At 70.0% G+C, this 25,707-nt stretch carries 21 protein-coding genes; 20 read left to right on the forward strand and 1 reads right to left on the reverse strand.

Annotated features, from left to right (window positions below; all coding sequences use genetic code 11):
• The first annotated feature begins 16 nt into the window (after positions 1–16).
• From ACIREE_RS15935 to ACIREE_RS16005, 15 genes are all read left to right on the forward strand, one after another.
• A complete protein-coding gene (locus tag ACIREE_RS15935) occupies positions 17–550 on the forward strand; it encodes a septum formation initiator family protein (protein ID WP_404151454.1) in 534 nt (177 codons plus the stop codon).
• Positions 551–554: 4 nt separating this feature from the next.
• Positions 555–2,516 carry a peptidoglycan D,D-transpeptidase FtsI family protein gene (locus tag ACIREE_RS15940; protein WP_404151455.1) on the forward strand — a complete coding sequence of 654 codons (1,962 nt, stop codon included), beginning with the start codon at positions 555–557 and terminating at the stop codon, positions 2,514–2,516.
• Between the two features lie 77 nt (positions 2,517–2,593).
• On the forward strand, positions 2,594–4,255 hold the full coding sequence (locus ACIREE_RS15945) for a UDP-N-acetylmuramoyl-L-alanyl-D-glutamate--2,6-diaminopimelate ligase (RefSeq protein ID WP_404151457.1): 1,662 nt from the start codon (positions 2,594–2,596) through the stop codon (positions 4,253–4,255).
• A gap of 4 nt (positions 4,256–4,259) precedes the next feature.
• A complete protein-coding gene (gene murF, locus ACIREE_RS15950; protein ID WP_404151459.1) occupies positions 4,260–5,663 on the forward strand; it encodes a UDP-N-acetylmuramoyl-tripeptide--D-alanyl-D-alanine ligase in 1,404 nt (467 codons plus the stop codon).
• Entirely contained in the window at positions 5,660–6,733 is a 1,074-nt protein-coding gene (gene mraY, locus ACIREE_RS15955) for a phospho-N-acetylmuramoyl-pentapeptide-transferase (protein WP_363193927.1), read from the forward strand. Before murF ends, mraY begins: the two co-directional genes overlap by 4 nt.
• On the forward strand, positions 6,715–8,157 hold the full coding sequence (murD, locus tag ACIREE_RS15960; RefSeq protein ID WP_404151460.1) for a UDP-N-acetylmuramoyl-L-alanine--D-glutamate ligase: 1,443 nt from the start codon (positions 6,715–6,717) through the stop codon (positions 8,155–8,157). The genes mraY and murD overlap by 19 nt, the downstream gene beginning before the upstream one ends.
• Positions 8,158–8,263: 106 nt before the next feature.
• Positions 8,264–9,577 (forward strand): putative lipid II flippase FtsW, encoded by a 1,314-nt coding sequence (ftsW, locus tag ACIREE_RS15965; RefSeq protein ID WP_404151462.1) that lies wholly within the window; start codon positions 8,264–8,266, stop codon positions 9,575–9,577.
• 6 nt (positions 9,578–9,583) lie between these two features.
• On the forward strand, positions 9,584–10,672 hold the full coding sequence (gene murG / locus ACIREE_RS15970) for an undecaprenyldiphospho-muramoylpentapeptide beta-N-acetylglucosaminyltransferase (RefSeq protein WP_404151465.1): 1,089 nt from the start codon (positions 9,584–9,586) through the stop codon (positions 10,670–10,672).
• Positions 10,673–10,699: 27 nt separating this feature from the next.
• Positions 10,700–11,512, forward strand: coding sequence for a cell division protein FtsQ/DivIB (locus tag ACIREE_RS15975; protein ID WP_404151468.1), 813 nt, complete (start codon positions 10,700–10,702; stop codon positions 11,510–11,512).
• Positions 11,513–11,800: 288 nt separating this feature from the next.
• Entirely contained in the window at positions 11,801–13,030 is a 1,230-nt protein-coding gene (ftsZ, locus tag ACIREE_RS15980) for a cell division protein FtsZ (RefSeq protein WP_404151471.1), read from the forward strand.
• A 31-nt stretch (positions 13,031–13,061) separates the two neighbouring features.
• Complete coding sequence (pgeF, locus tag ACIREE_RS15985; RefSeq protein WP_404151474.1) at positions 13,062–13,802, forward strand: peptidoglycan editing factor PgeF; 741 nt, start codon at positions 13,062–13,064, stop codon at positions 13,800–13,802.
• 6 nt (positions 13,803–13,808) lie between these two features.
• Entirely contained in the window at positions 13,809–14,537 is a 729-nt protein-coding gene (locus ACIREE_RS15990) for a YggS family pyridoxal phosphate-dependent enzyme (RefSeq protein WP_404151477.1), read from the forward strand.
• 126 nt (positions 14,538–14,663) lie between these two features.
• Positions 14,664–15,314 (forward strand): cell division protein SepF, encoded by a 651-nt coding sequence (locus ACIREE_RS15995; protein ID WP_404151479.1) that lies wholly within the window; start codon positions 14,664–14,666, stop codon positions 15,312–15,314.
• 72 nt (positions 15,315–15,386) lie between these two features.
• Complete coding sequence (locus ACIREE_RS16000; RefSeq protein WP_404151482.1) at positions 15,387–15,671, forward strand: YggT family protein; 285 nt, start codon at positions 15,387–15,389, stop codon at positions 15,669–15,671.
• A gap of 46 nt (positions 15,672–15,717) precedes the next feature.
• On the forward strand, positions 15,718–16,938 hold the full coding sequence (locus tag ACIREE_RS16005) for a DivIVA domain-containing protein (RefSeq protein ID WP_404151485.1): 1,221 nt from the start codon (positions 15,718–15,720) through the stop codon (positions 16,936–16,938).
• Between the two features lie 184 nt (positions 16,939–17,122).
• On the opposite strand, the gene ileS is transcribed toward ACIREE_RS16005, so the two are convergent.
• A complete protein-coding gene (gene ileS, locus ACIREE_RS16010; RefSeq protein ID WP_404151488.1) occupies positions 17,123–20,260 on the reverse strand; it encodes an isoleucine--tRNA ligase in 3,138 nt (1,045 codons plus the stop codon).
• Positions 20,261–20,899: 639 nt separating this feature from the next.
• Between ileS and ACIREE_RS16015 the strand changes: the two genes are divergently transcribed.
• The 5 genes from ACIREE_RS16015 to ACIREE_RS16035 all read left to right on the forward strand — a co-directional run bounded on the left by ACIREE_RS16015 (position 20,900) and on the right by ACIREE_RS16035 (position 25,662).
• Positions 20,900–21,700 (forward strand): TraR/DksA family transcriptional regulator, encoded by an 801-nt coding sequence (locus ACIREE_RS16015; protein WP_404151490.1) that lies wholly within the window; start codon positions 20,900–20,902, stop codon positions 21,698–21,700.
• 86 nt (positions 21,701–21,786) lie between these two features.
• Entirely contained in the window at positions 21,787–22,404 is a 618-nt protein-coding gene (lspA, locus tag ACIREE_RS16020; RefSeq protein ID WP_404151493.1) for a signal peptidase II, read from the forward strand.
• A gap of 65 nt (positions 22,405–22,469) precedes the next feature.
• Positions 22,470–23,411 (forward strand): RluA family pseudouridine synthase, encoded by a 942-nt coding sequence (locus ACIREE_RS16025; RefSeq protein ID WP_404151495.1) that lies wholly within the window; start codon positions 22,470–22,472, stop codon positions 23,409–23,411.
• Positions 23,408–23,881, forward strand: a complete 474-nt coding sequence (locus tag ACIREE_RS16030) for a GNAT family N-acetyltransferase (RefSeq protein ID WP_404151498.1) — start codon at positions 23,408–23,410, stop codon at positions 23,879–23,881. Before ACIREE_RS16025 ends, ACIREE_RS16030 begins: the two co-directional genes overlap by 4 nt.
• 197 nt (positions 23,882–24,078) lie before the next feature.
• Positions 24,079–25,662, forward strand: a complete 1,584-nt coding sequence (locus ACIREE_RS16035) for a Na+/H+ antiporter (protein ID WP_404151501.1) — start codon at positions 24,079–24,081, stop codon at positions 25,660–25,662.
• The last annotated feature ends 45 nt before the right edge of the window (positions 25,663–25,707 follow it).

Genomic DNA, 25,707 nt, shown 5'->3' on the forward strand with positions numbered 1-25,707 from the left:
CGGGAGGGCCGCCCGGTTGGCGCGGCTCTTCCCGGTCGCCCCGTCCGGTGGAGCCCAGGCCGCACGCGCCCCGTTCGTCCTTCTCGTCGTGCTGCTGCTCGGTGGCGGGCTCATCACGCTGCTGTTGCTGAACTCCTCGCTCAACGAAGGATCGTTCAAGCTCAGCAGGCTCAAGAAGCAGACCACCGAGCTCACCGACGACGAGCAGCAGCTGCAACGTGACGTCGACTCGTACTCGGCGCCGGACGCCCTCCAGCGCCGCGCCCGTGAGCTCGGCATGGTCGCGGGCGGCGACCCCGCGTTCCTCAGCCCGAACGGCACGGTCCGCGGCATGCCGAGCCCGGCCGCGCTGCCCGCGTCGCCGATGGGTCAGCAGGCGCCCCCGCCCGAGATGATCAGTACGCCCCCGAGCACACCGGCCTCGCCCGGCACGACGCCGTCGACGACGCCCACCGCCTCCGCGTCCGCGCAGTCGGCGCAGTCGGCGCAGTCGGCTCCGAGCGCCTCGGCGACGCCCACGGCCTCCGCTCCTTCGAACTCCGGCAGGTGACGCCATGACCGACAGGGAGCCCCCGCGCCGCCGCGTGCCAGGACCCGCGCGCCCCGCCAGAACGGGCCGGCCCGCGCAGCGGCGCTCGGGACCCGGCGCGCGCCCCGCTGTACGGCGCCCGCGCCCCGCGCCCGCCAAGGCCGGCACTCCACTGCGCCTGGGCAGTCCACGGCCCCGGCTGCGGATGGTGAGCCTGGGCCTCACGCTCGTCCTCATGGTCTTCGTCGTCCGTCTCCTCCAGGTGCAGGGCGTCGACGCGAGCGCGTACGCGGCCAAGGCCGAGCTGAATCGCTACGTCAGCCACACCATCGCCGCCGAGCGCGGCGGCATCACCGACCGCAGCGGAGTCGCGCTCGCGGCGAGCGTGGACGCGTACGACATCACCGCTGACCCGACGATGTTCACCGAGAAGATCACCAAGGTGAAGGACGCGCCCGCGCAGGCGGCGGCGCTCCTGTCACCGATCGTCGGGATCGACGCGGACACCCTCGCCAAGAAGCTCAGCACCAAGAAGACCCGGTACGTGCGGCTGGCCGCGCGGCAGACACCGCAGGTCTGGAAGCAGATCAAGGACCTCAGGTCGACGCTGAACGACAAGGCGAACGCCGAGGGCCGCGAGGCGAGCGTGCTGTCCGGTGTGCTCGCCGACCCCAGTAACAAGCGCGTGTACCCCAACGGGGACCTCGCCGCCGGGATACTGGGCTGGGTCAACGCCGACGGCAAGGGCGGCGGCGGCGTCGAGCAGCAGCTCAACAAGGAGCTGTCCGGCAAGGCGGGCAAGATCCGCTACGCCCAGTCCGGCGGCCAGCAGGTGCCGACGGCGGGCAGCACCGAGCAGCCCGCGGTGGCCGGCTCCGACGTCGAGCTGACCATCGACCGCGACATCCAGTGGGCCGCGCAGGACGCGATCACCGAGCAGGTGAAGAAGTCCGGGGCGGATCGCGGCTACGTGATAGTGCAGGACACGCAGACCGGCGAGGTCCTGGCCATGGCGAACGCGCCCGGCTTCGACCCGAACGACCTGTCGCAGGCCAACGCGACGGCCCTGGGCAACGCCTCGTTGCAGGACGCGTACGAGCCGGGATCCACCGCCAAGGTGATGTCGATGGCGGCGATCCTGGAGGAGAACGCGGCCACACCGCTGACTCACGTCATCGTGCCCAATCGGCTGCACCGCGGCGACCGGCTCTTCCAGGACGACATCGACCACCCGACCTGGCACCTCACGCTCAACGGCGTACTCGCCAAGTCCAGCAACATCGGCACGATCCTCGCCTCCGGCCAGTTGGGCGCGACCCAGCCGAAGGCCAACCAGACGCTCTACTCGTACCTGAGCAAGTTCGGCATCGGGAAACAGAGCGGTCTCGGCTTCCCCGGCGAGACCTCCGGCATCCTCGCGCCGGCGGATAAGTGGTCGACGTCGCAGCAGTACACGATCCCGTTCGGGCAGGGCTTCTCCATCAACGCCATGCAGGCGGCCTCCGTGTACTCGACCATCGCCAACGGCGGCGTACGGATCGAACCGACCCTGGTACGCGGAGCGAAGGGCGCCGACGGCCGGTTCACGCCCGCACCCAGGCCCAAGGAGACCCGCGTCGTCAGCACGAAGACGGCGAAGACGGTCGCACACATGCTGGAGTCCGTGGTCGACGACGAGGAGGGCACGGGCGCCAAGGCCCGGATCCCCGGTTACCGCGTCGCCGGTAAAACGGGCACGGCCAACCGCGTGGATCCGGCCACCGGCCGCTACAAGGGATACACGTCGTCGTTCGCCGGGTTCGCGCCCGCCGACAAGCCGCGCGTCACCGTCTACTGCGCCATCCAGAACGCGACAAAGGGCAGCTACTTCGGCGGCCAGATCTGCGGACCCATCTACAAGCAGGTCATGGAGTTCGCCCTGAAGACCCTCCAAGTGCCGCCCACGGGCGCCAAGTCCGCACGGCTGCCCGTCACTTTCCAGCCATGACAGCCTGCCCGCCATGACGGCCGTGCCGCGCCGTGACCATGATCACTTACCCACAGTGAAGACACCCTGAAGAGCCCGTGACAACCATCACCTCGGATTCCGGGAACCACCGGACACCCCGCCCCTCGCTTCGCTCAGCGGGGGGTGCGCCCGGTACGCTCACCGCCGTGCCACACGCTGATCAGTCTCAAACCACCCAGAAGGGCGCACCCGTGACATATCCCGGGCCGCCGCGACCGGTCGAGGTCTCCGCCACACCCCTCGCGGAACTGGCCGATCAGCTGGGTGTCCCGACACCCACGGCCGACGCGGCGATCACCATCTCCGGTATCACCCACGACTCCCGTGCGGTGCGCCCCGGCGACCTGTACGCGGCCCTGCCCGGCGCCCGCGCGCACGGCGCCGACTTCGCCGCACAGGCCGCCACCCTCGGCGCGGTCGCGGCCCTCACCGATCCGGCGGGCGCCGAACGCGTGCGCGACGCCGGGCTCCTGCCGCTCGTCGTGGAGAACCCGCGCGGCCGCATGGGCGAGCTGGCCGCCACGATCTACGGCCACCCCGGCAAGGACCTGCTGCAGCTCGGCATCACCGGCACGTCCGGCAAGACCACCACGGCGTACCTCGTCGAAGGCGGTCTGAAGGAGGTCCGGTCGACCGGCCTCATCGGCACGGTCGAGATGCGCATCGGCGACGAACGCATCAAATCCGAGCGGACGACGCCCGAAGCCACCGATCTGCAGGCCCTGTTCGCGGTCATGCGCGAGCGCGGCGTCGACGCCGTCGCCATGGAGGTCTCCAGCCACGCCCTCGTGCTCGGCCGGGTCGACGGCTGCGTCTTCGACGTGGCGGTCTTCAACAACCTCAGCCCGGAGCACATGGAGTTCCACTCCGGGATGGAGGACTACTTCCAGGCGAAGGCGCAACTGTTCACGCGCGCACGCAGCAAACAGGGCGTAGTGAACTTCGACGACGAGTACGGACGCCGGCTCATCGACGAGTCCGAAGTGCCCGTCGTCACGTTCTCGGCGGAAGGTCACCCCGACGCCGACTGGCGCGCCGAGGACGTCGAAGTCGGGCCGCTGGGCTCGACATTGACCGTCGTCGGCCCCAAGGGCGAGCGGATCACCGCCAGGGCGCCGCTGCCAGGCGCCTTCAACGTCGCGAACACCCTCGCCGCGATCGTCACCCTCGCCGTCGCCGGGATCGACCCGCAGACCGCGGCCGACGGCGTCGCCGCGGTGCCCGGAGTGCCCGGCCGCCTCGAGCGGGTGGACGCCGGACAGAACTACCTCGCCGTCGTCGACTACGCGCACAAGACCGACGCCGTCGAATCCGTCCTGAGGGCGCTGCGCAAGGTCACCGAGAACAAGCTGCACATCGTGCTCGGCTGCGGCGGCGACCGGGACAAGACCAAGCGGATGCCGATGGGCGCCGCCGCCGCGCGGTTCGCCGACACGGCCATCCTCACCTCCGACAACCCACGCTCCGAGGACCCCCTCGCGATCCTCGCCACGATGCTCGCGGGCGCCGCCGACGTACCGGCGCACGAGCGCGGCGACGTCGCCGTCTTCGAGGACCGGGCCGCCGCCATCGCCGCCGCCGTCGCACGCGCCGAGCCCGGCGACACGGTGCTCGTCGCGGGCAAGGGCCACGAGCAGGGCCAGGACATCGCCGGGGTGGTGCGTCCCTTCGACGACCGCCTGGTGCTTCGCGAAGCCATCGAGCAAACCCAGGGATGAAGTTGTGATCGCCCTCTCCCTCGCCGAGATCGCCTCAGTCGTCGGCGGGCAGACGTACGACATACCGGATCCGCGGGTCCGGGTCACCGGGCCGGTCGTCATCGACTCGCGCAAGGTCGAAGCCGGCAGCCTGTTCGCCGCGTTCGCGGGTGAACACGTGGACGGCCACGACTACGCGGCCGACGTGATCGCCGCGGGCGCCGTCGCCGTACTGGCCGCGCGACCCGTCGGAGTGCCCGCCGTGGTCGTCGACGACGTACAGGCGGCGCTCGGCGCGCTCGCCCGGCACGTCGTCGAGCGGCTCGGCGCCACCCTGGTCGCGCTGACCGGCTCGGCCGGCAAGACCAGCACCAAGGACCTGATCGCCCAGGTGCTGCGCAGCAAGGCACCCACGATCTTCACGCCCGGCTCGTTCAACAACGAGATCGGCCTGCCGCTGACCGCGCTGTCCGCCACCGACGAGACGAAGTTCCTCGTCCTGGAGATGGGCGCTCGCGGCAAGGGCCACATTCAGTACCTGACGGGCCTGACGCCCCCGAAGGTCGGCCTCGTCCTCAACGTGGGAACCGCGCACATCGGCGAGTTCGGCGGCCGCGCGCAGATCGCGGAAGCGAAGGGCGAGCTGGTCGAGGCGCTGCCCGCCGACGGCACCGCGATCCTCAACGCGGACGACCCGCTCGTACGGGCCATGGCGTCCCGTACGAAGGCGAAGGTGCTGTTCTTCGGAGAGGCCGCGGAAGCCGACGTACGTGCCGAGAATGTCCGGCTCACGGAGAACGGACAGCCGGCCTTCAGCCTTCACACACCCACCGGGTGCAGCGAAGTGACCTTGCGCCTGTACGGTGAGCACCACGTGTCGAACGCGCTCGCCGCGGCCGCCGTCGCCCACGACCTTGGCATGTCCGTGAAGGAGATCGCGCTCGCGCTCTCCGAAGCGGGCTCCCTGTCCCGCTGGCGGATGGAGGTCACCGAGCGTTCGGACGGCGTCACGATCGTCAACGACGCCTACAACGCGAACCCCGAGTCCATGCGAGCGGCCCTGCGCGCGCTCGTGGCCATGGGTAAGGGGCGTCGTACGTGGGCGGTGCTCGGGCACATGGCCGAGCTCGGCGACGAGTCGCTGACCGAGCACGACGCGGTCGGACGGCTGGCCGTCCGGCTCAACGTCAGCAAGCTCGTGGCAGTCGGGGGCAGGGAAGCGTCCTGGTTGCGACTGGGCGCTTATAACGAGGGTTCGTGGGGTGAGGAGTCGGTGCACGTGTCCGACGCACAGGCGGCGGTCGACCTGTTGCGCAGCGAGTTGCGCCCGGGTGACGTCGTGCTCGTGAAGGCCTCCAGGTCGGTGGGCCTGGAGAGCGTGGCACAGGCGCTGCTCGAGGGCTTCGAGAACGGGGGCGATGCCCGATGATGAAGCAGATCCTCTTCGCGGGCGTGATCGGGCTTTTTCTGACCCTGATCGGAACGCCCCTGCTCATCAAGCTCCTTGCGCGCAAGGGCTATGGGCAGTACATCCGTGACGACGGCCCGCGCGAGCACCACGCCAAGCGCGGTACGCCGACCATGGGTGGTATCGCCTTCATCCTGGCGACCCTCATCGCGTACTTCCTGAGCAAGCTGATCACCGGCGCGACGCCGACCCTCTCGGGTCTGCTCGTCCTCGGCCTGATGGCCGGTATGGGCCTGGTCGGCTTCCTCGACGACTACATCAAGATCGTGAAGCGGCGGTCGCTCGGTCTGCGGGCCAAGGCGAAGATGGCCGGCCAGCTGACCGTCGGTATCGCCTTCGCGGTGCTGTCCCTGCAGTTCGCGGACGCCCGCGGGCAGACCCCGGCCTCGACCCGGCTCTCCTTCGTGGAGGACTTCGGCTGGACGATCGGCCCGGTGCTCTTCGTGGTCTGGGCGCTGTTCATGATCCTCGCGATGTCGAACGGCGTGAACCTGACGGACGGCCTCGACGGCCTCGCCACCGGCGCCTCCGTGATGGTCTTCGGCGCCTACACCTTCATCGGCGTCTGGCAGTTCCAGGAGTCCTGCGCCAACGCGCAGACCCTCACCAACCCGGGTGCCTGTTTCGAAGTCAGAGACCCACTCGACCTGGCAGTCGTCGCATCGGCATTGATGGGCGCCTGCTTCGGCTTCCTGTGGTGGAACACCTCGCCCGCCAAGATCTTCATGGGCGACACGGGCTCGCTCGCCCTCGGTGGCGCCCTCGCCGGTCTCGCGATCTGCTCGCGCACCGAGATGTTGCTCGCGCTGCTCGGCGGCCTGTTCGTGATGATCACGATGTCCGTGGTCATCCAGGTCGGCTCCTTCAAGATGACCGGCAAGCGGGTCTTCCGCATGGCGCCACTCCAGCACCACTTCGAACTAAAGGGGTGGTCCGAAGTCCTTGTCGTGGTCCGCTTCTGGATCATCCAGGGCATGTGCGTGATCGTCGGCCTCGGCCTCTTCTACGCGGGATGGGCAGCAAAGAAGTGACTTCTGGTCAGGGTTCCTGGCAGGGGATGAACATCACCGTCGCCGGTCTCGGCGTGAGCGGCCTCAGCGCCGCCCGCGCCCTGGCCGGCCTCGGCGCGTCGGTCACCGTGGTGGACGGCGGCGAGAGCCCTGCCCACCGCGAAAAGGCCGCCCTTCTTAAAGAAGAGGGCATCTCCGTACGCCTGGGGGATGCCGAGACGCTGCCCGAGGGTACCGACCTCGTCGTCACGTCCCCCGGCTGGAAGCCGTCCTCGCCGCTGTTCGCGGCGGCCGCAGAAGCGGGCGTCGACGTCGTCGGAGACGTGGAGATCGCCTGGCGGCTGCGCGGCCCGGACGCGGCACCCTGGCTCGCCATCACCGGCACGAACGGCAAGACCACCACGACGCAGATGCTCGCGTCGATCCTCCAGGCGGCAGGCCTGCGCACGGCGGCCGTCGGCAACATCGGCACGCCGATCGTCGACGTCGTCCTCGAAGGCGACGACGCGTACGACGTGTTCGCCGTGGAGCTGTCCTCGTACCAGCTGCACTGGGCGCCCTCGCTGCGCGCCCACTCCGGCGCCGTCCTGAACCTGGCGCCCGACCACCTCGACTGGCACGGCTCCATGGAGGCGTACGCCGCCGACAAGGGCCGTATCTACGAAGGCAATCAGGTCGCCTGCGTCTACAACACCGCGGACCACGCCACCGAGCGCCTGGTCCGCGGGGCCGACGTCGAGGAAGGCTGCCGCGCCATCGGCTTCACGCTCGGCACGCCGGGACCGTCCGAACTCGGCGTCGTCGAGGGCATCCTCGTCGACCGTGCCTTCGTGGAGGACCGGCAGCAGAGCGCCCAGGAACTGGCCGAGGTCAGCGACATCGACCCGCCGGCCCCGCACAACATCGCCAACGCCCTCGCGGCGGCGGCCCTGGCCCGCGCCTTCGGCGTGGAGCCGGCCGCCGTACGGGACGGGCTGCGCGACTTCACGCCCGACGCACACCGCATCGCGCATGTCGCCGACGTCGCCCAGGTCGCCTACATCGACGACTCCAAGGCCACCAACACCCATGCCGCACAGGCCTCGTTGGCGGCGTACGAGTCGATCGTGTGGATCGCGGGCGGCCTCGCCAAGGGCGCGACCTTCGACGAACTGGTCACGGGCGCGGCGAAGCGGCTGCGCGGTGTCGTCCTGATCGGTGCCGACCGTGCCCTGATCCGCGAAGCCCTGGAGCGACACGCCCCGGAAGTACCGGTCGTCGACCTCGACCGGACCGACACTGGGGCGATGTCGGCGGCGGTCCAGGAGGCGGCGCGGCTCGCCCGCCCGGGGGACACCGTGCTGATGGCCCCGGCCTGTGCGTCGATGGACATGTTCACGAACTACAACAAGCGTGGCGAGGCGTTCGCGGAAGCGGTCCGCGAACTCGGCGCCACGGGCGTCTGACGGTACCTTCGGGTGCCCGGTGACGCCGGGCACCCTCGGGAGGGGAACGTGGCAGCGCACCAGCGAAGGCCGAGCAAGCCGTACGGCTCACCGTGGGGGAGCGGCAATGGCCGGTAGCAGCGCCCGCACCACCAAGCGCCCCTCGGCCCCGCCGAGAAGGACCAGCCGCGTCTACCGGGCGCGCGCCAACCCCCTGGGCCGCCTGTACGCGCAGGGCCGCCGCGCCTGGGACCGGCCTCTCACCGCGTACTACCTGATCCTCGGGTCCGCGCTGCTCATCACGGGCCTCGGCCTGGTGATGGTCTACTCGGCGTCGATGATCACGGCCCTGCAGATGGGCCTCTCCAGCTCGTTCTTCTTCCGCAAGCAGTTCGTCGCGGCCGTCATCGGCTCGATCCTGCTCGTGGCCGCGATGCGGATGCCGGTGAAGCTGCACCGGGCCCTCGCCTACCCGATCCTCGCCGTCAGCGTCTTCCTGATGGTCCTGGTGCAGGTGCCCGGGATAGGAGTGTCGATCAACGGCAACCAGAACTGGATCTCGCTCGGCGGCCCGTTCATGCTGCAGCCCAGTGAGTTCGGCAAGCTGGCGCTGATCCTGTGGGGTGCCGATCTGCTGGCGCGCAAACACGACAAGCGCCTGCTGAACCAGTGGAAGCACATGCTGGTGCCGCTGGTCCCGATGGCGTTCCTGCTGCTCGGCCTGATCATGCTCGGCGGCGACATGGGCACGGCGATCCTGCTCACCGCCATCCTCTTCGGCCTGCTGTGGCTGGCGGGCGCCCCCACACGGCTCTTCGTGGGCGTCCTGTCCGTGGCCGGCGCGATCGGCATCATGCTCATCAAGACCAGCCCGAACCGGATGGCGCGGCTCGCGTGCCTGGGCCGCGCCGACGCCGGCCCCGACGACATGTGCTGGCAGGGACTGCACGGTATCTACGCCCTCGCCTCCGGCGGATTCTTCGGTTCCGGCCTCGGCGCGAGTGTGGAAAAATGGGGTCAACTTCCCGAAGCGCACACCGACTTCATCTTCGCCATCACCGGTGAGGAACTGGGCCTGTCGGGGACGCTGTCGGTGCTCGCCCTGTTCGCGGCTCTAGGCTATGCGGGTATCCGCGTGGCCGGACGCACGGAGGACCCCTTCGTGAGATATGCCGCGGGAGGCGTGACGACCTGGATCACGGCGCAGGCCGTGGTCAACATCGGTGCGGTGCTCGGCCTGCTGCCGATCGCCGGAGTCCCGCTCCCGCTGTTCTCGTACGGGGGGTCCGCTCTGCTGCCGACCATGTTCGCCGTAGGCCTTCTGCTCGCGTTCGCGCGGGACGAACCGGCGGCGCGGGCGGCCCTGGCCATGCGGCAGCCACGGATGAGATGGAACACGATGCGACGGCGCGCCTCGGCGCGTACGTCCGGAGAGCGGTGAATTTCGGTGCATGTCGTACTCGCCGGTGGGGGGACCGCCGGCCACATCGAGCCGGCGCTCGCCCTCGCGGACGCCCTGCGCAGGCAGGACCCGACCGTGGGGATCACGGCGCTCGGCACGGAGCGCGGCCTGGAGACCCGTCTCGTACCGGAGCGCGGCTACGACCTGGGGCTGATCCCCGCCGTACCGCTGCCCCGCAAACCCACCCCTGAACTGATCACCGTGCCGGGGCGGCTGCGCGGCACGATCAAGGCCGCCGAGCAGATCCTGGAGCGGACCAAGGCCGACGCCGTGGTCGGCTTCGGCGGATATGTCGCGCTGCCCGGCTACCTGGCCGCCAAGCGGCTCGGCGTGCCGATCATCGTGCACGAGGCCAACGCGAGGCCCGGCCTCGCCAACAAGATCGGATCCCGGTACGCGGCAGGGGTCGCCGTCTCCACACCGGACAGCAAGCTGCGCGGCGCCCGCTACATCGGCATCCCGCTGCGCCGTACCATCGCCATGCTCGACCGGGCCGCGGTACGCCCCGAGGGCCGCGCCGCGTTCGGCCTCGACCCGAACCTGCCGACGCTGCTCGTCTCCGGCGGCTCGCAGGGCGCCCGGCACCTGAACGAGGTCGTCACGCGCGTCGCTCCGCTGCTCCAGCAGTCCGGTATCCAGATCCTGCACGTGGTCGGCCCGAAGAACGAACTGCCGCAAGTGCAGCAGATGCCGGGAATGCCCCCGTACATCCCGGTACCGTACGTGGACCGGATGGACCTCGCGTACGCCGCGGCCGACATGATGCTGTGCCGTGCGGGCGCGATGACCGTCGCCGAACTCTCCGCCGTCGGGCTCCCGGCCGCCTACGTCCCGCTGCCCATCGGCAACGGGGAGCAGCGGCTGAACGCCCAGCCGGTGGTGAAGGCCGGTGGCGGTGTGCTGGTCGACGACGCGGAGCTGACCCCCGAGTGGGTCCAGGGCAACGTCCTGCCCGTGCTCGCCGACCCGCACCGTCTGTACGAGATGTCCCGCGCCGCCTCGGAGTTCGGCCGCAGGGACGCCGACGACCTGCTCGTCGGGATGGTGTACGAGGCGATCAACTCACGCCGATAGGGGCGTACGACACAGAGGCAGGGCAGCGTGGCCGGAGCGACCACCGCGGACCGCGGCGAACGAGACGAAGCCGAGGCGTCCGAATCCGGCCCGCCCCCTGCACTCCGCCGACGGCGGAAGCCGACCGTCCGGACCCTGGTCGTGGCCGGCGTGCTGCTCGTCCTGATCGGGGCGGGCGCGATCTGGCTGCTGTACGGATCGCAGTGGTTGCGCGTCGAGCGCGTCACGACCTCCGGAACGGGTGTTCTCTCGCCGCGGGAGGTGCGCGAGGCCGCCGCTGTTCCGGTCGGCGCCCCCATGGTTTCCGTCGACGCGGACGCCATGGAGGACCGAATCCGCCGGAAACTGCCCCGAATCGACTCGGTCGACGTGGTGCGATCCTGGCCGCACGGAATCGGGCTGAAAGTGACGGAACGTAAGCCGGTTCTGATTGTCGAAGACGCCAGAAATACGGGCAAGTTCGTCGAAGTGGACCACGAAGGCGTTCGTTTCGCGACGGTCGACGCCGCCCCGAAGGGCGTTCCACGGCTGGAATTGACGCCGGATCGAGCGGGTGCGGCGGCAAGCCTGCGACGCTTCGGAGAGGACCGGCTGGTCCGCGAAACGGTCCGTGTCGCGGGTCGGCTGCCGAAGGCGGTCGCACGCGACACCCGTACCGTCAAGGTCCGTTCGTACGACGACATCTCGCTGGAGCTCACCGGCGGACGCGTCGTCGTATGGGGAAGTGCCGAGAAGGGCGACGCGAAGGCGCGGGTACTCACCACCCTCATGAAAGCGGCGCCGAAGGCCCGGCACTTCGACGTAAGTGTTCCCACCGCCCCTGCTTCTTCGGGTAGTTGACCCATATCCGCGCAGGCCAGCACCCTGGTTGGGCAGCGCTACGGCTGATCACATAGGGTGAAAAGAAAAACGGGAGGTTCGGCGTGTTCGTTGAACGGGCGCCACTTGTCGACTTAGTGTCAGGTTCGGAAGAGTCCAGGGAACAGACACACTGGTAACCCTAAACTTCACCGTTAGGGTTCGGGTCGGCAGTCGACTACTAGTCCGGACCGTCCCCATTCGACATCAGTCGTCGCATCGGCAGAACGCGAGGCGACGACACGTAACTCGAGGCGAGAGGCCTTCGACGTGGCAGCACCGCAGAACTACCTCGCAGTCATCAAAGTCATCGGTGTCGGCGGCGGTGGTGTCAATGCCATCAACCGGATGATCGAGGTCGGTCTCAAGGGCGTCGAGTTCATCGCCATCAACACCGACGCGCAAGCCCTGTTGATGAGCGACGCCGACGTCAAGCTCGACGTCGGCCGTGAACTCACCCGCGGCCTCGGCGCCGGAGCCAACCCGGCAGTCGGCCGCAAAGCCGCAGAGGACCACCGCGAGGAGATCGAGGAGGTCCTCAAGGGGGCCGACATGGTCTTCGTCACCGCCGGCGAAGGCGGCGGCACCGGCACCGGCGGCGCACCTGTCGTCGCCAACATCGCTCGCTCGCTCGGCGCCCTCACCATCGGCGTGGTCACCCGGCCCTTCACCTTCGAGGGACGCCGCCGGGCCAACCAGGCCGAGGACGGCATCGCGGAGCTGCGCGAAGAGGTCGACACCCTCATCGTCATTCCGAACGACCGGCTCCTGTCCATTTCGGACCGCCAGGTCTCGGTCCTCGACGCCTTCAAGTCGGCGGACCAGGTCCTGCTCTCCGGTGTCCAGGGCATCACCGACCTCATCACCACGCCCGGCCTGATCAACCTCGACTTCGCCGACGTCAAGTCCGTGATGTCCGAGGCGGGTTCGGCCCTCATGGGCATCGGCTCGGCCCGCGGCGACGACCGCGCGGTGGCCGCCGCGGAGATGGCGATCTCCTCGCCGCTCCTCGAAGCGTCCATCGACGGCGCCCGCGGTGTGCTGCTCTCCATCTCCGGCGGCAGCGACCTCGGCCTCTTCGAGATCAACGAAGCGGCCCAACTGGTCAGCGAGGCCGCGCACCCCGAGGCGAACATCATCTTCGGTGCGGTCATCGACGACGCCCTCGGCGACGAGGTGCGGGTCACCGTCATCGCCGCCGGGTTCGACGGCGGACAGCCGCCGGCCAAGCGGGACACCGTGATGGGCTCGTCCTCGGCCAAGCGCGAGGAACCGGCACCCGCCTCCCGCCCGGAGCGGGCCTCCGAGCCCTCGCGCCCGGCCTTCGGCAGCCTCGGCAGCGTCACGCCGCGCGAGGAGCTGAAGTCCCCGGAGCCGGTCGAGGTGCCCGCGCCGGTGCACGAGGCCCCCTCCGCCCCGGCCAACCCGCCCCACGTCCCGCGGCCGTCCTACCCGGACAGCCAGGCCGAGGAGCTGGACGTCCCGGACTTCCTGAAGTGACGTTCCTGAGGCCGATGGGATCGTCGACGGAGTGATAGGACAGCGTGAAGCTGTGACCTCTACGAGTGGCGCGCACTTCGCCTTCACCGACCGGTGGGGCGGGGTGAGCGCCGCTCCGTACGAGGAGCTCAATCTCGGCGGAGCGGTCGGCGACGACCGCGAAGCCGTACTGCGCAACCGGGAGTTGGCCGCGCGGGCGCTCGGTGTCGAACCGACCCGGGTCGTCTGGATGAACCAGGTGCACGGGCCCGACGTGGCGGTGGTGGACGGGCCCTGGGCCACGGACGCCGACATTCCGCACGTCGACGCGATCGTCACCACCAGGCGCCGCCTTCCCCTCGCCGTGCTCACCGCGGACTGCACCCCCGTTCTGCTGGCCGACCCGGTCGCGGGCGTCGTCGCCGCCGCGCACGCGGGACGTCCGGGCATGATCGCCGGAGTCGTACCCGCCGCCGTGACGGCGATGGTGGAACTCGGCGCGGATCCCGTCCGGATCGTGGCCCGCACCGGGCCCGCGGTCTGCGGCCGGTGCTACGAAGTGCCGGAGCAGATGCGCGCGGAGGTCGCCGCGGTGGAACCCGCGGCGTACGCCGAGACCAGCTGGGGCACTCCGGCCGTCGATGTGACCGCGGGGGTGCACGCACAACTGGAGCGGCTCGGGGTGCGCGACCGGCAGCAGTCACCGGTGTGCACGCTGGAGTCGCACGACCACTTCTCGTACCGCCGCGACAAGGCCACCGGCCGGCTCGCGGGCTATGTCTGGCTGGACTGATACGACATGACGGACCTTCAGGGCCGCAAGGAAGAACTCGCCGCAAACCTGGCCACGGTGGAGGAACGTATCTCCGCGGCCTGCGCGGCGGCCGGCCGCAAGCGCGACGACGTGACCCTGATCGTGGTCACCAAGACCTACCCCGCCGACGACGTCCGGATCCTCTCCGGGCTCGGCGTGCGGCACGTGGCGGAGAACCGCGACCAGGACGCCGCACCCAAGGCGGCGGAGTGCGCGGACCTTCCGCTCACCTGGCACTTCGTCGGTCAGTTGCAGACCAACAAGGTCCGTTCCGTGGTGAGTTATGCCGATCTGGTGCAATCCGTGGACCGGGCGAAGCTCGTCACATCACTGTCCAAAGAGGCCGTGCGCGCGGAGCGTGAGCTGGGATGTCTCCTCCAGGTCGCACTCGACGCACAGGAGGACGGCCGGGGTGAGCGAGGGGGTGTGGGCCTCGGTGGAGTAGAGGAGTTGGCCGCGCGCGTGGCCGAGGCTCCGGGGCTGCGGCTCGACGGACTGATGACCGTCGCACCGCTCACCGGGCCCTACGCGGGGCGGCAACAGGCGGCGTTCGAGCGGCTCATGGATTTGTCGACTGCCCTGCGCGCGGCCCATCCGGCTGCGAACATGGTCTCGGCAGGGATGAGTTCGGACCTCGAACAGGCCGTGGCGGCCGGAGCGACACATGTGCGCGTCGGTACGGCGGTACTCGGAGTCCGACTCGGGCTCGGGTAACGTCGCCAATAAGTCGGACCACAGCAGAAAATATGGTCATTCTCGCTGATCAGCGAGGAGATCGCGTGGATCGCGGGCACTTTGGTTGACGTCAGCCGATCCACCACAGAGCGGAGGACTCAGAGCATGGCCGGCGCGATGCGCAAGATGGCGGTCTACCTCGGCCTCGTGGAGGACGATGGGTACGACGGCCGGGGGTTCGACCCCGACGACGACTTCGAACCCGAGCTCGATCCGGAGCCCGAGCGTGCCCCTCGACGGCACGACCGGCACGAACCGTCGCATCAGTCACACAACTCCCGCGCCACAGAAGCGGACGAATCGGTACGAGTGGTGCAGCCGCCCGCACAGCGTGAGCCGGTGCGCCAGCCCGCTTCGCTCGCCGCTGAATCCGGACGTCCCGCGCGAATCGCCCCCGTGGCATCCATCACACCTGAACGTCAGAGCCTGGAGAAGAACGCACCGGTGATCATGCCCAAGGTCGTGTCCGAGCGGGAGCCCTACCGCATCACCACGCTGCACCCCCGGACCTACAACGAGGCCCGTACCATCGGGGAACACTTCCGCGAGGGCACCCCGGTGATCATGAATCTGACGGAGATGGACGACACCGACGCGAAGCGACTTGTCGACTTTGCCGCCGGTCTTGTCTTCGGCCTCCACGGAAGCATTGAGCGGGTGACCCAGAAGGTGTTCCTGTTGTCTCCTGCTAACGTCGATGTCACGGCGGAGGACAAGGCCCGTATCGCAGAGGGCGGATTCTTCAACCAGAGCTGAGACGCAGCATTAGTTCGACGACTGGCTTACCAGTCACGAAGTACGAGACACAGGGGAGAGGGAACCGCCGACATGCGCGTGGTTTTGGATGTGGTCTACATCGCGCTGATGTGTTTCCTCATCGTGCTGATCTTCCGGCTGGTCATGGACTACGTGTTCCAGTTCGCCCGCTCGTGGCAACCCGGCAAGCCGATGGTGGTCGTTCTTGAGGCCACTTACACTGTCACTGATCCACCGCTCAAGCTTCTGCGGCGGGTCATCCCGCCGCTGCGTCTCGGGGGCGTGGCGCTCGACCTGTCCTTCTTCGTACTGATGATCATCGTCTACATCCTGATCTCCGTCGTGAGGCAGCTGTGAACGATACGGTCTTGCCGAATGCCGACGACTACGTTGAGGTGAAGAGATGCCGTTGACCCCCGAGGACGTGCGGAACAAGCAGTTCACGACCGTCCGCCTCCGAGAAGGCTATGACGAGGACGAGGTCGATGCCTTCCTCGATGAGGTCGAAGCCGAACTGACCCGCTTGCTCCGCGAGAACGAGGACCTGCGCGCCAAGCTCGCCGCGGCCACCCGCGCCGCCGCGCAGAACCAGCAGCAGGGCGGAATGCGCAAGGGCCCCGGCGGTCCTGGTGGCCCCGAGGGCCAGGGCGGTCCGCAGGACCAGCAGCAGCAGGGACCCCCGCAGGGTATGCGCGGTCCGGGCGCCCCCGTGCCCGCCGGCATATCGGGCCCGCCGCAGCAGCAGATGGGCGGCCCCATGGGCGGTCCGCCGCAGCTGCCGAGCGGCGCCCCGCAGCTTCCGGCCGGTCCCGGCGGCCACGGCCCGCAGCAGGGTCAGGGTCCGCAGGGCCAGGGCCCGATGGGTCAGGGTCCGATGGGCCAGGGCCCCATGGGTCAAGGTCCGATGGGCCACGGCCCGCAGCAGGGTCAGGGTCCGATGGGTCAGCCCCAGCTGGGCGGCCCGATGGGCGGCCCCATGGGCGGCCACGGCGGTCCGCAGATGCAGCAGCAGGGTCAGGGCCCCGGTGGCGACAGCGCCGCCCGTGTCCTCTCGCTGGCCCAGCAGACCGCCGACCAGGCGATCGCCGAGGCCCGCTCCGAGGCCAACAAGATCGTCGGCGAGGCCCGCAGCCGCGCCGAGGGTCTCGAGCGTGACGCCCGGTCCAAGGCCGACGCGCTGGAGCGGGACGCGCAGGAGAAGCACCGCGTCGCGATGGGCTCCCTGGAGTCCGCCCGCGCCACGCTGGAGCGCAAGGTCGAGGATCTGCGCGGCTTCGAGCGCGAGTACCGCACGCGTCTGAAGTCGTACCTGGAGTCGCAGCTGCGTCAGCTGGAGACCCAGGCCGATGACTCGCTGGCCCCGCCGCGTGCCCCGGCCACCGCCTCGCTGCCGCCGTCCCCGGCGCCTTCGATGGCTCCGGCCGGTGCGGGTGCCCCGTCCTACGGCGGCAACCCGGCCATGGGCGGTCAGCAGTCCGCCGGTGGTCCGTCGTACGGCAACCAGCAGCAGATGTCGCCCGCGATGACGCAGCCGATGGCGCCGGTGCGGCCGCAGCCGCCGCAGCCGATGCAGCAGGCCCCGTCGCCGATGCGCGGGTTCCTCATCGACGAGGACGACAACTAGGCGCGCCCCTAGCGCCTGAGAAAAGGCGTCGGCGTTCATTCAGGCCTCGGCCCGGATCGTTTCTGCGATCCGGGCCGAGGCCTTTTCGGCGGCCGCTCCGGGTGACGGGGGTACCGCGAAAGGGGTCGGCCCCGCCAGAGACTCTGGCGGGGCCGACCCCTTCTGCGGCTGGGATGTGGCCGGACTACGCCTTGCGGAGGCGGAAGACCAGGCTCAGACCCTCGTCCGTGAACGGCTCCCCGTAAGCGGCGTCCGCCTCACCTTGGGCGAAGTCCGGGCTGAGGACCTCGTCCGCGATCAGGCCGGAGTGCTCGGACAGGGCCGAGATCACCGCCGGGTCCGTCGAGGTCCAGCGCAGGGCGATCCGGTCCGCCACGTCCAGGCCGCTGTTCTTGCGGGCCTCCTGGATCAGCCGGATCGCGTCACGGGCCAGGCCCGCCTGCCGCAGTTCCTCCGTCAGCTCCAGGTCGAGCGCCACGGTCGCGCCCGAGTCCGACGCCACCGACCAGCCCTCGCGCGGGGTCTCCGTGATGATGACCTCGTCCGGGGCGAGCGTGATGGTCTCGCCGTCCACCTCGACCGAGGCCGTGCCTTCGCGCAGGGCGAGGGAGAGCGCCGCCGCGTCCGCCGCGGACACCGCCTTCGCGACGTCCTGGACGCGCTTGCCGAAGCGCTTGCCCAGGGCACGGAAGTTGGCCTTGGCCGTGGTGTCGACCAGGCTGCCGCCGACCTCCGAGAGCGAGGCCAGGGAGGAGACGTTCAGCTCCTCCGTGATCTGCGCGTGCAGGTCCGTGCTCAGCGCGTCGAAGCCGGACGCCGCGACCAGGGCGCGTGACAGCGGCTGACGGGTCTTGACGCCCGACTCCGCGCGCGTGGCGCGGCCGAGCTCCACCAGGCGGCGGACCAGGTCCATCTGCGTCGACAGGTTCGGGTCGATCGCCGAGCGGTCGGCCTCCGGCCACGACGACAGGTGCACCGACTGCGGGGCGTCCGGGGAGACCGGGACGACCAGGTCCTGCCAGACCCGCTCCGTGATGAACGGGGTGAGCGGCGCCATCAGCTGGGTGACGGTCACCACCACGTCGTGCAGCGTGCGCAGCGCGGCCTTGTCGCCCTGCCAGAAGCGGCGGCGCGAACGGCGCACGTACCAGTTCGACAGGTCGTCGACGAACGCCGAGAGGAGCTTGCCGGCGCGCTGGGTGTCGTACGCCTCCAGGGCCGTGGTGACCTCGTCCGTGAGCTGGTGCAGCTCGGACAGCAGCCAGCGGTCGAGGACCGTGCGCTCCGCCGGGGCCGGGTCCTCCGCGCTGGGCGCCCAGCCCGACGTACGGGCGTACAGGGCCTGGAAGGCGACCGTGTTCCAGTACGTCAGGAGCGTCTTGCGGACGACTTCCTGGATCGTGCCGTGGCCGACGCGGCGGGCCGCCCACGGGGAGCCGCCGGCCGCCATGAACCAGCGCACCGCGTCGGCGCCGTGCCGGTCCATCAGCGGGATCGGCTCCAGGGTGTTGCCCAGGTGCTTGGACATCTTGCGGCCGTCCTCGGCGAGGATGTGGCCGAGGCAGACCACGTTCTCGTACGACGACTTGTCGAAGACCAGGGTGCCGACGGCCATCAGCGTGTAGAACCAGCCGCGGGTCTGGTCGATGGCCTCGGAGATGAACTGCGCGGGGTAGCGGGACTCGAAGAGTTCCTTGTTCTTGTACGGGTAGCCCCACTGCGCGAACGGCATCGAGCCCGAGTCGTACCAGGCGTCGATGACCTCCGGGACGCGCACCGCCGTCGCCGTGCAGCCCTCATGGGTGCAGGTGAACGTGATGGAGTCGATGTACGGGCGGTGCGGGTCGAGGGACGACTGGTCCGTGCCCGTCAGCTCGGAGAGCTCCGCGCGAGAGCCGACGCACGAGAGGTGGTCCTCCTCGCAGCGCCAGATCGGCAGCGGAGTGCCCCAGTAGCGGTTACGGGAGAGCGCCCAGTCGATGTTGTTCTGCAGCCAGTCGCCGAAGCGGCCGTTCTTGACCGTCTCCGGGAACCAGTTGGTCTTCTCGTTCTCCTGGAGGAGACGGTCCTTGACCTCAGTGGTGCGGATGTACCAGGACGGCTGCGCGTAGTAAAGCAGCGCCGTGTGACAGCGCCAGCAGTGCGGGTAGCTGTGCTCGTACGGGAGGTGCTTGAAGAGGAGGCCGCGGTCGCCCAGGTCCTCGGTGAGCTTCTCGTCGGCCTTCTTGAAGAAGACGCCGCCGACCATGGGGACTTCGGGGGAGAAGGTGCCGTCGGGCAGGACCGGGTTCACGACCGGCAGGCCGTACGCGCGGCAGACCTTGAGGTCGTCCTCACCGAACGCGGGGGACTGGTGCACCAGACCCGTGCCGTCCTCGGTCGTCACGTATTCGGCGTTGACCACGTAGTGGGCCTCGGCGGGGAACTCTACGAGCTCGAACGGGCGTTGATACTTCCAGCGCTCCATTTCGGCGCCGGTGAAGGCCTCGCCGGTCGGCTCCCAGCCCTCGCCGAGCGACTTCTCGACGAGCGGCTCGGCGACGACGAGCTTCTCCCGGCCGTCGCTCACCACGACGTAGCGGACCTCGGGGTGCGCGGCGACCGCCGTGTTCGAGACCAGGGTCCAGGGCGTCGTCGTCCAGACCAGGAGCGACGCCTGGCCCGCCAGCGGACCGGAGGTGAGAGGGAAACGGACATAGACCGAGGGGTCGACGACCGTCTCGTACCCCTGCGCCAGCTCGTGGTCGGAGAGGCCGGTGCCGCAGCGCGGGCACCAGGGGGCGACGCGGTGGTCCTGGGTGAGGAGGCCCTTGTTGAAGATCTCCTTCAGCGACCACCAGACCGACTCGATGTACTCGGGGTCCATCGTGACGTAGGGGTCGTCGAGGTCGGTCCAGTACCCCATGCGGGTCGTCAGCTCGGCGAAGGCGTCGGTGTGCCGCAGCACGGACTCGCGGCACTTGTCGTTGAACTCGGCGATGCCGTACGCCTCGATGTCCTTCTTGCCGCTGAAGCCGAGCTCCTTCTCGACCGCCAGCTCCACCGGGAGGCCGTGGCAGTCCCAGCCCGCCTTACGGGCCACGTGGTAGCCGCGCATGGTGCGGAAGCGGGGAAAGACGTCCTTGAAGACGCGGGCCTCGATGTGGTGGGCGCCGGGCATGCCATTGGCCGTGGGCGGGCCCTCGTAGAACACCCACTCGGGGCGTCCCTCGGACTGCTCCAGGGTCTTGGCGAAGATCTTCTGCTCGCGCCAGAAGTCGAGCACCGCGTGCTCGAGGGCGGGCAGATCGACCTGGGCGGGCACCTGGCGGTACTGCGTCATCAGTCTTCCTCCGGCGGACGTGCTTCTCTCCGTCGGAGGGACGAGAGGCTGCTGCGCCGTGTGCGGCGCGCTCCCGCGGTACCACCCTCCTTGGCCCGCCGGTGCCTGGTGTGCTCCGGTGAGCCCCCTCATTGGGGTCGCGATGCCGGGTCTACTGGCCGCTGCGCACGCACTGCGACGTTCTTCCGGCGGCTCCGGGGTGATCTTCGCTCCGCGCTCGCCTCCGGGCTTCCACCGACCCCGGATCGCTCTTGGCTGCGTACGCCGCTACTCGGCCCCATCCACGCTTCTCGCTCCGCCCAGTGTACGGCGCCGGACGGAGGGCGGCCGACCGATTTCCGCGGGGGCCGGGGGCGCGGCGGGCGACTGCGCGTGGTGACCCGAATGGCGATACGTACGGTGACTGATCCCGGCTGGTCGACCGGCGGGCGCGGGACGGGCGGGCCGTGGGCGGGCGGGCGCGGGATTCCCGGGCGGATTACCAGGCGGGGAGCGGGGCACAACGCTTGCAGATCCGTCGCGCGGGGGGCGCGAGAACGCCGGATCGGGCCTCTCGCCCCGTTGCCGCGGACCTGGCGCCGATTTATCGTCCCAGCACGATTCGCGTGCAAGATCACAATATGTGAAGGGGCCGCGGCCATGGTGGCGAAAAAGACCGCCGTTCAGCAGTCGACGTCCGGCAGAACCACGGGCGCGGGTGCCTCCGGCGAGGCCGCCGAGGACACGGCGGACATGAAGGCGCGTACGACCAAGAAAGCGACGCCGGCCAAGAAGGCGGCCAGTACGACGAAGAAGGCGGCCGGTGCGGCCAAGAAGGCGGCTGGGACAGCCAAGAAGGCCGCCGGTACGACCAAGAAGGCGGCCGGTACGGCCAAGAAGGCAGCCGGTACGGCCGAGGGCAGGGCCGATGCCACCGAGGGCGCGGCTGAGGCCGCGAAGACGACGGGAGCCACGACAGTGGTTGCGAAGAAGACTCAGGGCACGGCCACGGCGGCGAAGAAGCCCGGCGCGGTTCCCAAGGCGCGGGTGTCGGCCGTGGCCCCCGGTGAGCTGGCCGTCCGGCCGGGCGAGGACCCCTGGACCCCGGAAGAGGTCGAGGAGGCGCGCGCCGAGCTGCAGAGCGAGGCGCTCCGGCTGGGGAGCGAGATCGAGGCGTCGGAGGAGGGGCTCGCGGGCCTGATGCGCGACTCGGGGGACGGGGCCGGGGACGACGACGCCGACACCGGGACGAAGAACATCACGCGCGAGCACGAGATGTCGCTGGCCGCCAACGCGCGGGAGATGCTGCTGCAGACCGAGCGGGCCCTGGAGCGTCTGGACGCCGGTACGTACGGGCTCTGCGAGAACTGCGGGAACCCCATCGGCAAGGCGCGTATGCAGGCCTTTCCGCGGGCGACCCTCTGCGTGGAGTGCAAGCAGCAGCAGGAGCGCCGTTACTGAACGCCCGGTGCCGCACCGTCCACGGGGCGCCGCGCGCGTGTGCCGTATTCTCGTCCCCAGTCAGGTACCTAGGTTGAGGGACTCACGTGGCAGAGGCGGAGCGCATCATCGGTACGCCGGATTCCCCCGAGGCGGGGGCAGCGGAGCCGGAGAAGGCCGACGGGGCCGACTCGGGGACGGCCTCGCCGGCCGACGAGGCCGTCGCCGGGCGGACCACGGGCAGGCGGCGCATCGCTGTGCTGTTCGCCGTGGCCGCGCTGGCGTACGCCCTGGACCTGGGCAGCAAGCTGGCCGTGGTCGCGAAGCTGGAGCACCGTGACTCCATCCGGATCCTCGGTGACTGGCTGCAGCTGGAGGTGATCCGCAACCCCGGGGCCGCCTGGGGCATCGGCGAGGCCTTCACGATCGTCTTCACGCTGATCGCGGCGGCGGTGATCGTCGTCATCGCACGCCTGGCGAAGAAGCTCTACAGCACGCCCTGGGCGATCGCGCTCGGACTGCTGCTCGGCGGGGCGCTCGGCAACCTCACCGACCGGATCTTCCGCACACCGGGCATCTTCGAGGGCGCTGTCGTCGACTTCATCGCGCCGAAGAACTATCCGGTCTTCAACCTCGCCGACTCAGCGATCGTGTGCGGCGGCATCCTGATCGTTCTGCTGTCCTTCCGCGGGATCGACCCGGACGGGACCGTCCACAAGGACTGATCCACCGGGCCCCTGCGCGGGGGCTGTGGTGCGGGGCTGTCGGTGCGCTCCTGCATACTCGATGCGTGAGCACCATTCCCGAGATCCGAACCCTGCCCGTGCCCGACGGCCTGGAGGGCGAGCGCGTCGACGCCGCCATCTCCCGCATGCTCGGCTTCTCCCGCACCAAGGCCGCCGAGCTCGCCGCCGCCGGGAAGGTCACGGTGGACGGTTCGGTCGTGGGCAAGTCCGAGCGGGTGCACGGCGGGGCCTTGCTGGAAGTGGAGATGCCGCAGGCGCCCGCTCCGGTGCAGATCGTCGCCGAGCCCGTCGAGGGCATGGAGATCGTGCACGACGACGACGACATCGTGGTCATCAAGAAGCCCGTCGGCGTCGCCGCCCACCCGAGCCCCGGCTGGACCGGGACGACCGTGATCGGCGGCCTCGCCGCCGCCGGGTACCGGATCTCCACGTCCGGTGCCGCCGAACGGCAGGGCATCGTGCACCGCCTCGACGTGGGCACCTCCGGTCTGATGGCCGTCGCCAAGTCCGAGCGTGCGTACACGTCGCTGAAGCGCCAGTTCAAGGAGCGCGTGCCCGACAAGCGCTACCACGCGCTCGTGCAGGGCCACCCCGACCCGATGAGCGGCACCATCGACGCACCGATCGGGCGCCACCCGAACCACGACTACAAGTGGGCCGTGACGGCGGAGGGCAAGCCCTCGGTCACCCACTACGACCTCATCGAGGCGTTCCGGGCCGCCTCCTTGCTGGACATCAAGCTGGAGACGGGCCGCACGCACCAGATCCGCGTGCACATGTCCGCGCACCGGCACCCCTGTGTCGGCGACCTGACGTACGGCGCCGACCCGACGCTCGCCAAGCGGCTCGGCCTCACAAGGCAGTGGCTCCACGCGGTGCGGCTCGGTTTCGAGCACCCGGCCGACGGTCGGTGGGTCGAGTTCGAGAGCGATTACCCCGAGGACCTGCAGACCGCGCTCGACCGGGTCCGTGCGGAGAGCGAGTGAGCGCCGACGCCTATGTCGTGCGTGAGGCCACGACCGAAGCGGACCGGGCGTCCTGCTTCGCCGTGCGCAAGGACGTCTTCGTCGGTGAGCAGAACGTTCCCGAGGACCTCGAGTACGACGAGTACGACGCCGGGGCCGTGCATGTGCTGGCGGTCCGTGAGGACGGGGTGCCGCTCGGCACCGGCAGGCTGCTGACCGGCGCCGCCGCCGCTGTGAAGAACGGCGGGGCGGCGGACGTTGGGGCGCTGGGACGGCTGGCCGTGGCGAAGGCCGCCCGGGGGCTGGGCGTGGGCGCGGCTCTGGTGCGGGCCATCGAGGACGCGGCTCGCGAGCGCGGGGTCGCCGCGGTCGATCTCCATGCGCAGACGCATGCGCTGGGCTTTTACGAGCGGCTCGGGTACGTGGTGTACGGGCCCGAGTTCCCGGACGCCGGTATTCCGCACCGGGCCATGCGGAAGAGTCTGGGCTGAGGTCGCTCGCCCGTTTCTTGGAGCAGGTCGTACGCCAGGGGCTCGTCGGCGGGGCTGGTCGCGCAGTGGGTTCCCCGCGCCCCCTGACGGGGTCGGTGGTGGGCCGGGCACGATGTGCCGAAAGGCGGTTTGCCCGGATACGCGTGGCACTCTTGAGGCCGGAACGTCCTTGATCGTCGACTCTGGTCGGAGTGCCCGTGGAGCAATTGGCCCTGCTGTTCGTGCTGTTGCTCGGGGCCGTCCTGAGCGTGCCGCTCGGCGACCGGCTCAAGCTGCCCGCGCCCGTCCTGATGACGCTGCTCGGCATCGTTCTGGCCCTGATCCGCGCCGTGCCGAACGTCGACATCCCACCGGACCTGATCCTTCCGCTGGTTCTGCCTCCCCTCCTCTACGCGGCCGTGCACCGCACCTCCTGGCGGCAGTTCGCGGCCAATAGACGGCCCATCTTCCTGCTGGCCGTCGCGCTCGTCTTCGTCACCACGGCCGCGGTCGCCGTCGTCGCGAACGCGGTCGTGCCGGGCCTGCCGATCGCCGCCGCCGTCGCGCTCGGCGCGCTCGTGGCGCCGCCCGACCCGGTCGCCGCGACCGCCGTCGCCGGTCAACTCGGCCTGCCCCGGCGGTTGGTGTCGATCCTGGAGGGCGAGGGCCTGTTCAACGACGTGACCGCGATCACGCTCTACCACGTCGCGATCGCCGCGGCCGTCAGCGGCAGTTTCTCGCTGCCGCACGCCGCGCTCGAACTGGTCCTGTCCGCGGTCGTGGCCGTCGCCGTCGGTGTCGGACTCGGCTGGGCCGCCAACCGGCTCATGGCCTACCTCGGCGACGCCACCCTCCAGATCGGCCTCACGCTCCTGGTCCCGTACGCCTCCTACGTGCTGGCCGAGGAGCTCAAGGGCTCGGGTGTGCTCGCCGTCCTCACCGTCGCCATGTTCCTGGCCGAGCGCGCCTTCGACGCCGACGACGTGCTCACGCGGCTGACCGGCCGCGCTTTCTGGGACGTCGTCGACACCCTCGTCACGGGTGTCGCCTTCGGGCTCATCGGCCTGGAAGTGCACAACGTCGTACGGACCGCGGAGGGCCACTGGGGCGAGATGCTCGGCTGGGCGGCCGCCGTCGTCGCGGTCGTCATCGTCGTACGCCTGTTGTGGCTGATGCCGATGACCTGGGTGACCCAGCGGCTGCACGCGCGGCGCGACATCGCCGAGGAGATCCCGGTGAGCTGGCGGGAGACCGTGATCATGTGGTGGGCGGGGATGCGCGGCGTGGCCTCGGTGGCCCTGGCCCTCGCCATCCCACTGACCATGGACGACAAGTCCCCCTTCCCGAAACGGGACGAGATCGTCTTCATCGCCTTCGGAGTCATCATGACGACCCTGATCCTCCAGGGTCTCAGCCTGCCCTGGCTCGTGAAGAAGCTGAAGGTGACGGCCGACACCGAGGTCGAGGTGGAGTACGAGAAGCAGCTCGCGCTGCGCGCCGCGAAGGCGGCGAAGCGACGCCTCAAGGAGATCGAGGAGGTCGAGGAGCTGCCGGAGGAGGTGCAGGAGCAGATGCTGCGGCGGGCGTACGACATCGGGCTGCGCATCAACCCGGAGATGGGCGCGGAGGAGCGGCGGTCGACGCAGGCACGATTCGCCCGGATCAAGCGGGTGCGGCGGATCCAGAACGAGATGCTGTCGGCGGCCCGGCACGAGGTGCTGGCCGCACGCAGCGAGCCCGGGGCCGACCCCGAGGTCGTCGACCGGGTGCTGCGGCAGCTGGATGTGCGCAGCCTGCGGTAGCCCTGCGGGGCGTTTTCGGTCGCCGGGCTGCGTGATGCCGCGGTC

The organism is Streptomyces sp. NPDC102467, assembly GCF_044765445.1.
GTDB lineage: Bacteria > Actinomycetota > Actinomycetes > Streptomycetales > Streptomycetaceae > Streptomyces.

Bases quoted from the DNA above. Each gene is read 5' to 3' on its own strand.
- ACIREE_RS15940 (WP_404151455.1), top strand. From the start codon at position 555: ATGACCGACAGGGAGCCCCCGCGCCGCCGCGTGCCAGGACCCGCGCGC.
- mraY (WP_363193927.1), top strand. From the start codon at position 5,660: ATGATGAAGCAGATCCTCTTCGCGGGCGTGATCGGGCTTTTTCTGACC.
- murD (WP_404151460.1), top strand. From the start codon at position 6,715: ATGGGCAGCAAAGAAGTGACTTCTGGTCAGGGTTCCTGGCAGGGGATG.
- ftsW (WP_404151462.1), top strand. From the start codon at position 8,264: ATGGCCGGTAGCAGCGCCCGCACCACCAAGCGCCCCTCGGCCCCGCCG.
- ACIREE_RS15990 (WP_404151477.1), top strand. From the start codon at position 13,809: ATGACGGACCTTCAGGGCCGCAAGGAAGAACTCGCCGCAAACCTGGCC.
- ACIREE_RS15995 (WP_404151479.1), top strand. From the start codon at position 14,664: ATGGCCGGCGCGATGCGCAAGATGGCGGTCTACCTCGGCCTCGTGGAG.
- ACIREE_RS16000 (WP_404151482.1), top strand. From the start codon at position 15,387: ATGCGCGTGGTTTTGGATGTGGTCTACATCGCGCTGATGTGTTTCCTC.
- ACIREE_RS16005 (WP_404151485.1), top strand. From the start codon at position 15,718: ATGCCGTTGACCCCCGAGGACGTGCGGAACAAGCAGTTCACGACCGTC.
- ileS (WP_404151488.1), bottom strand. From the start codon at position 20,260: ATGACGCAGTACCGCCAGGTGCCCGCCCAGGTCGATCTGCCCGCCCTC.
- ACIREE_RS16015 (WP_404151490.1), top strand. From the start codon at position 20,900: ATGGTGGCGAAAAAGACCGCCGTTCAGCAGTCGACGTCCGGCAGAACC.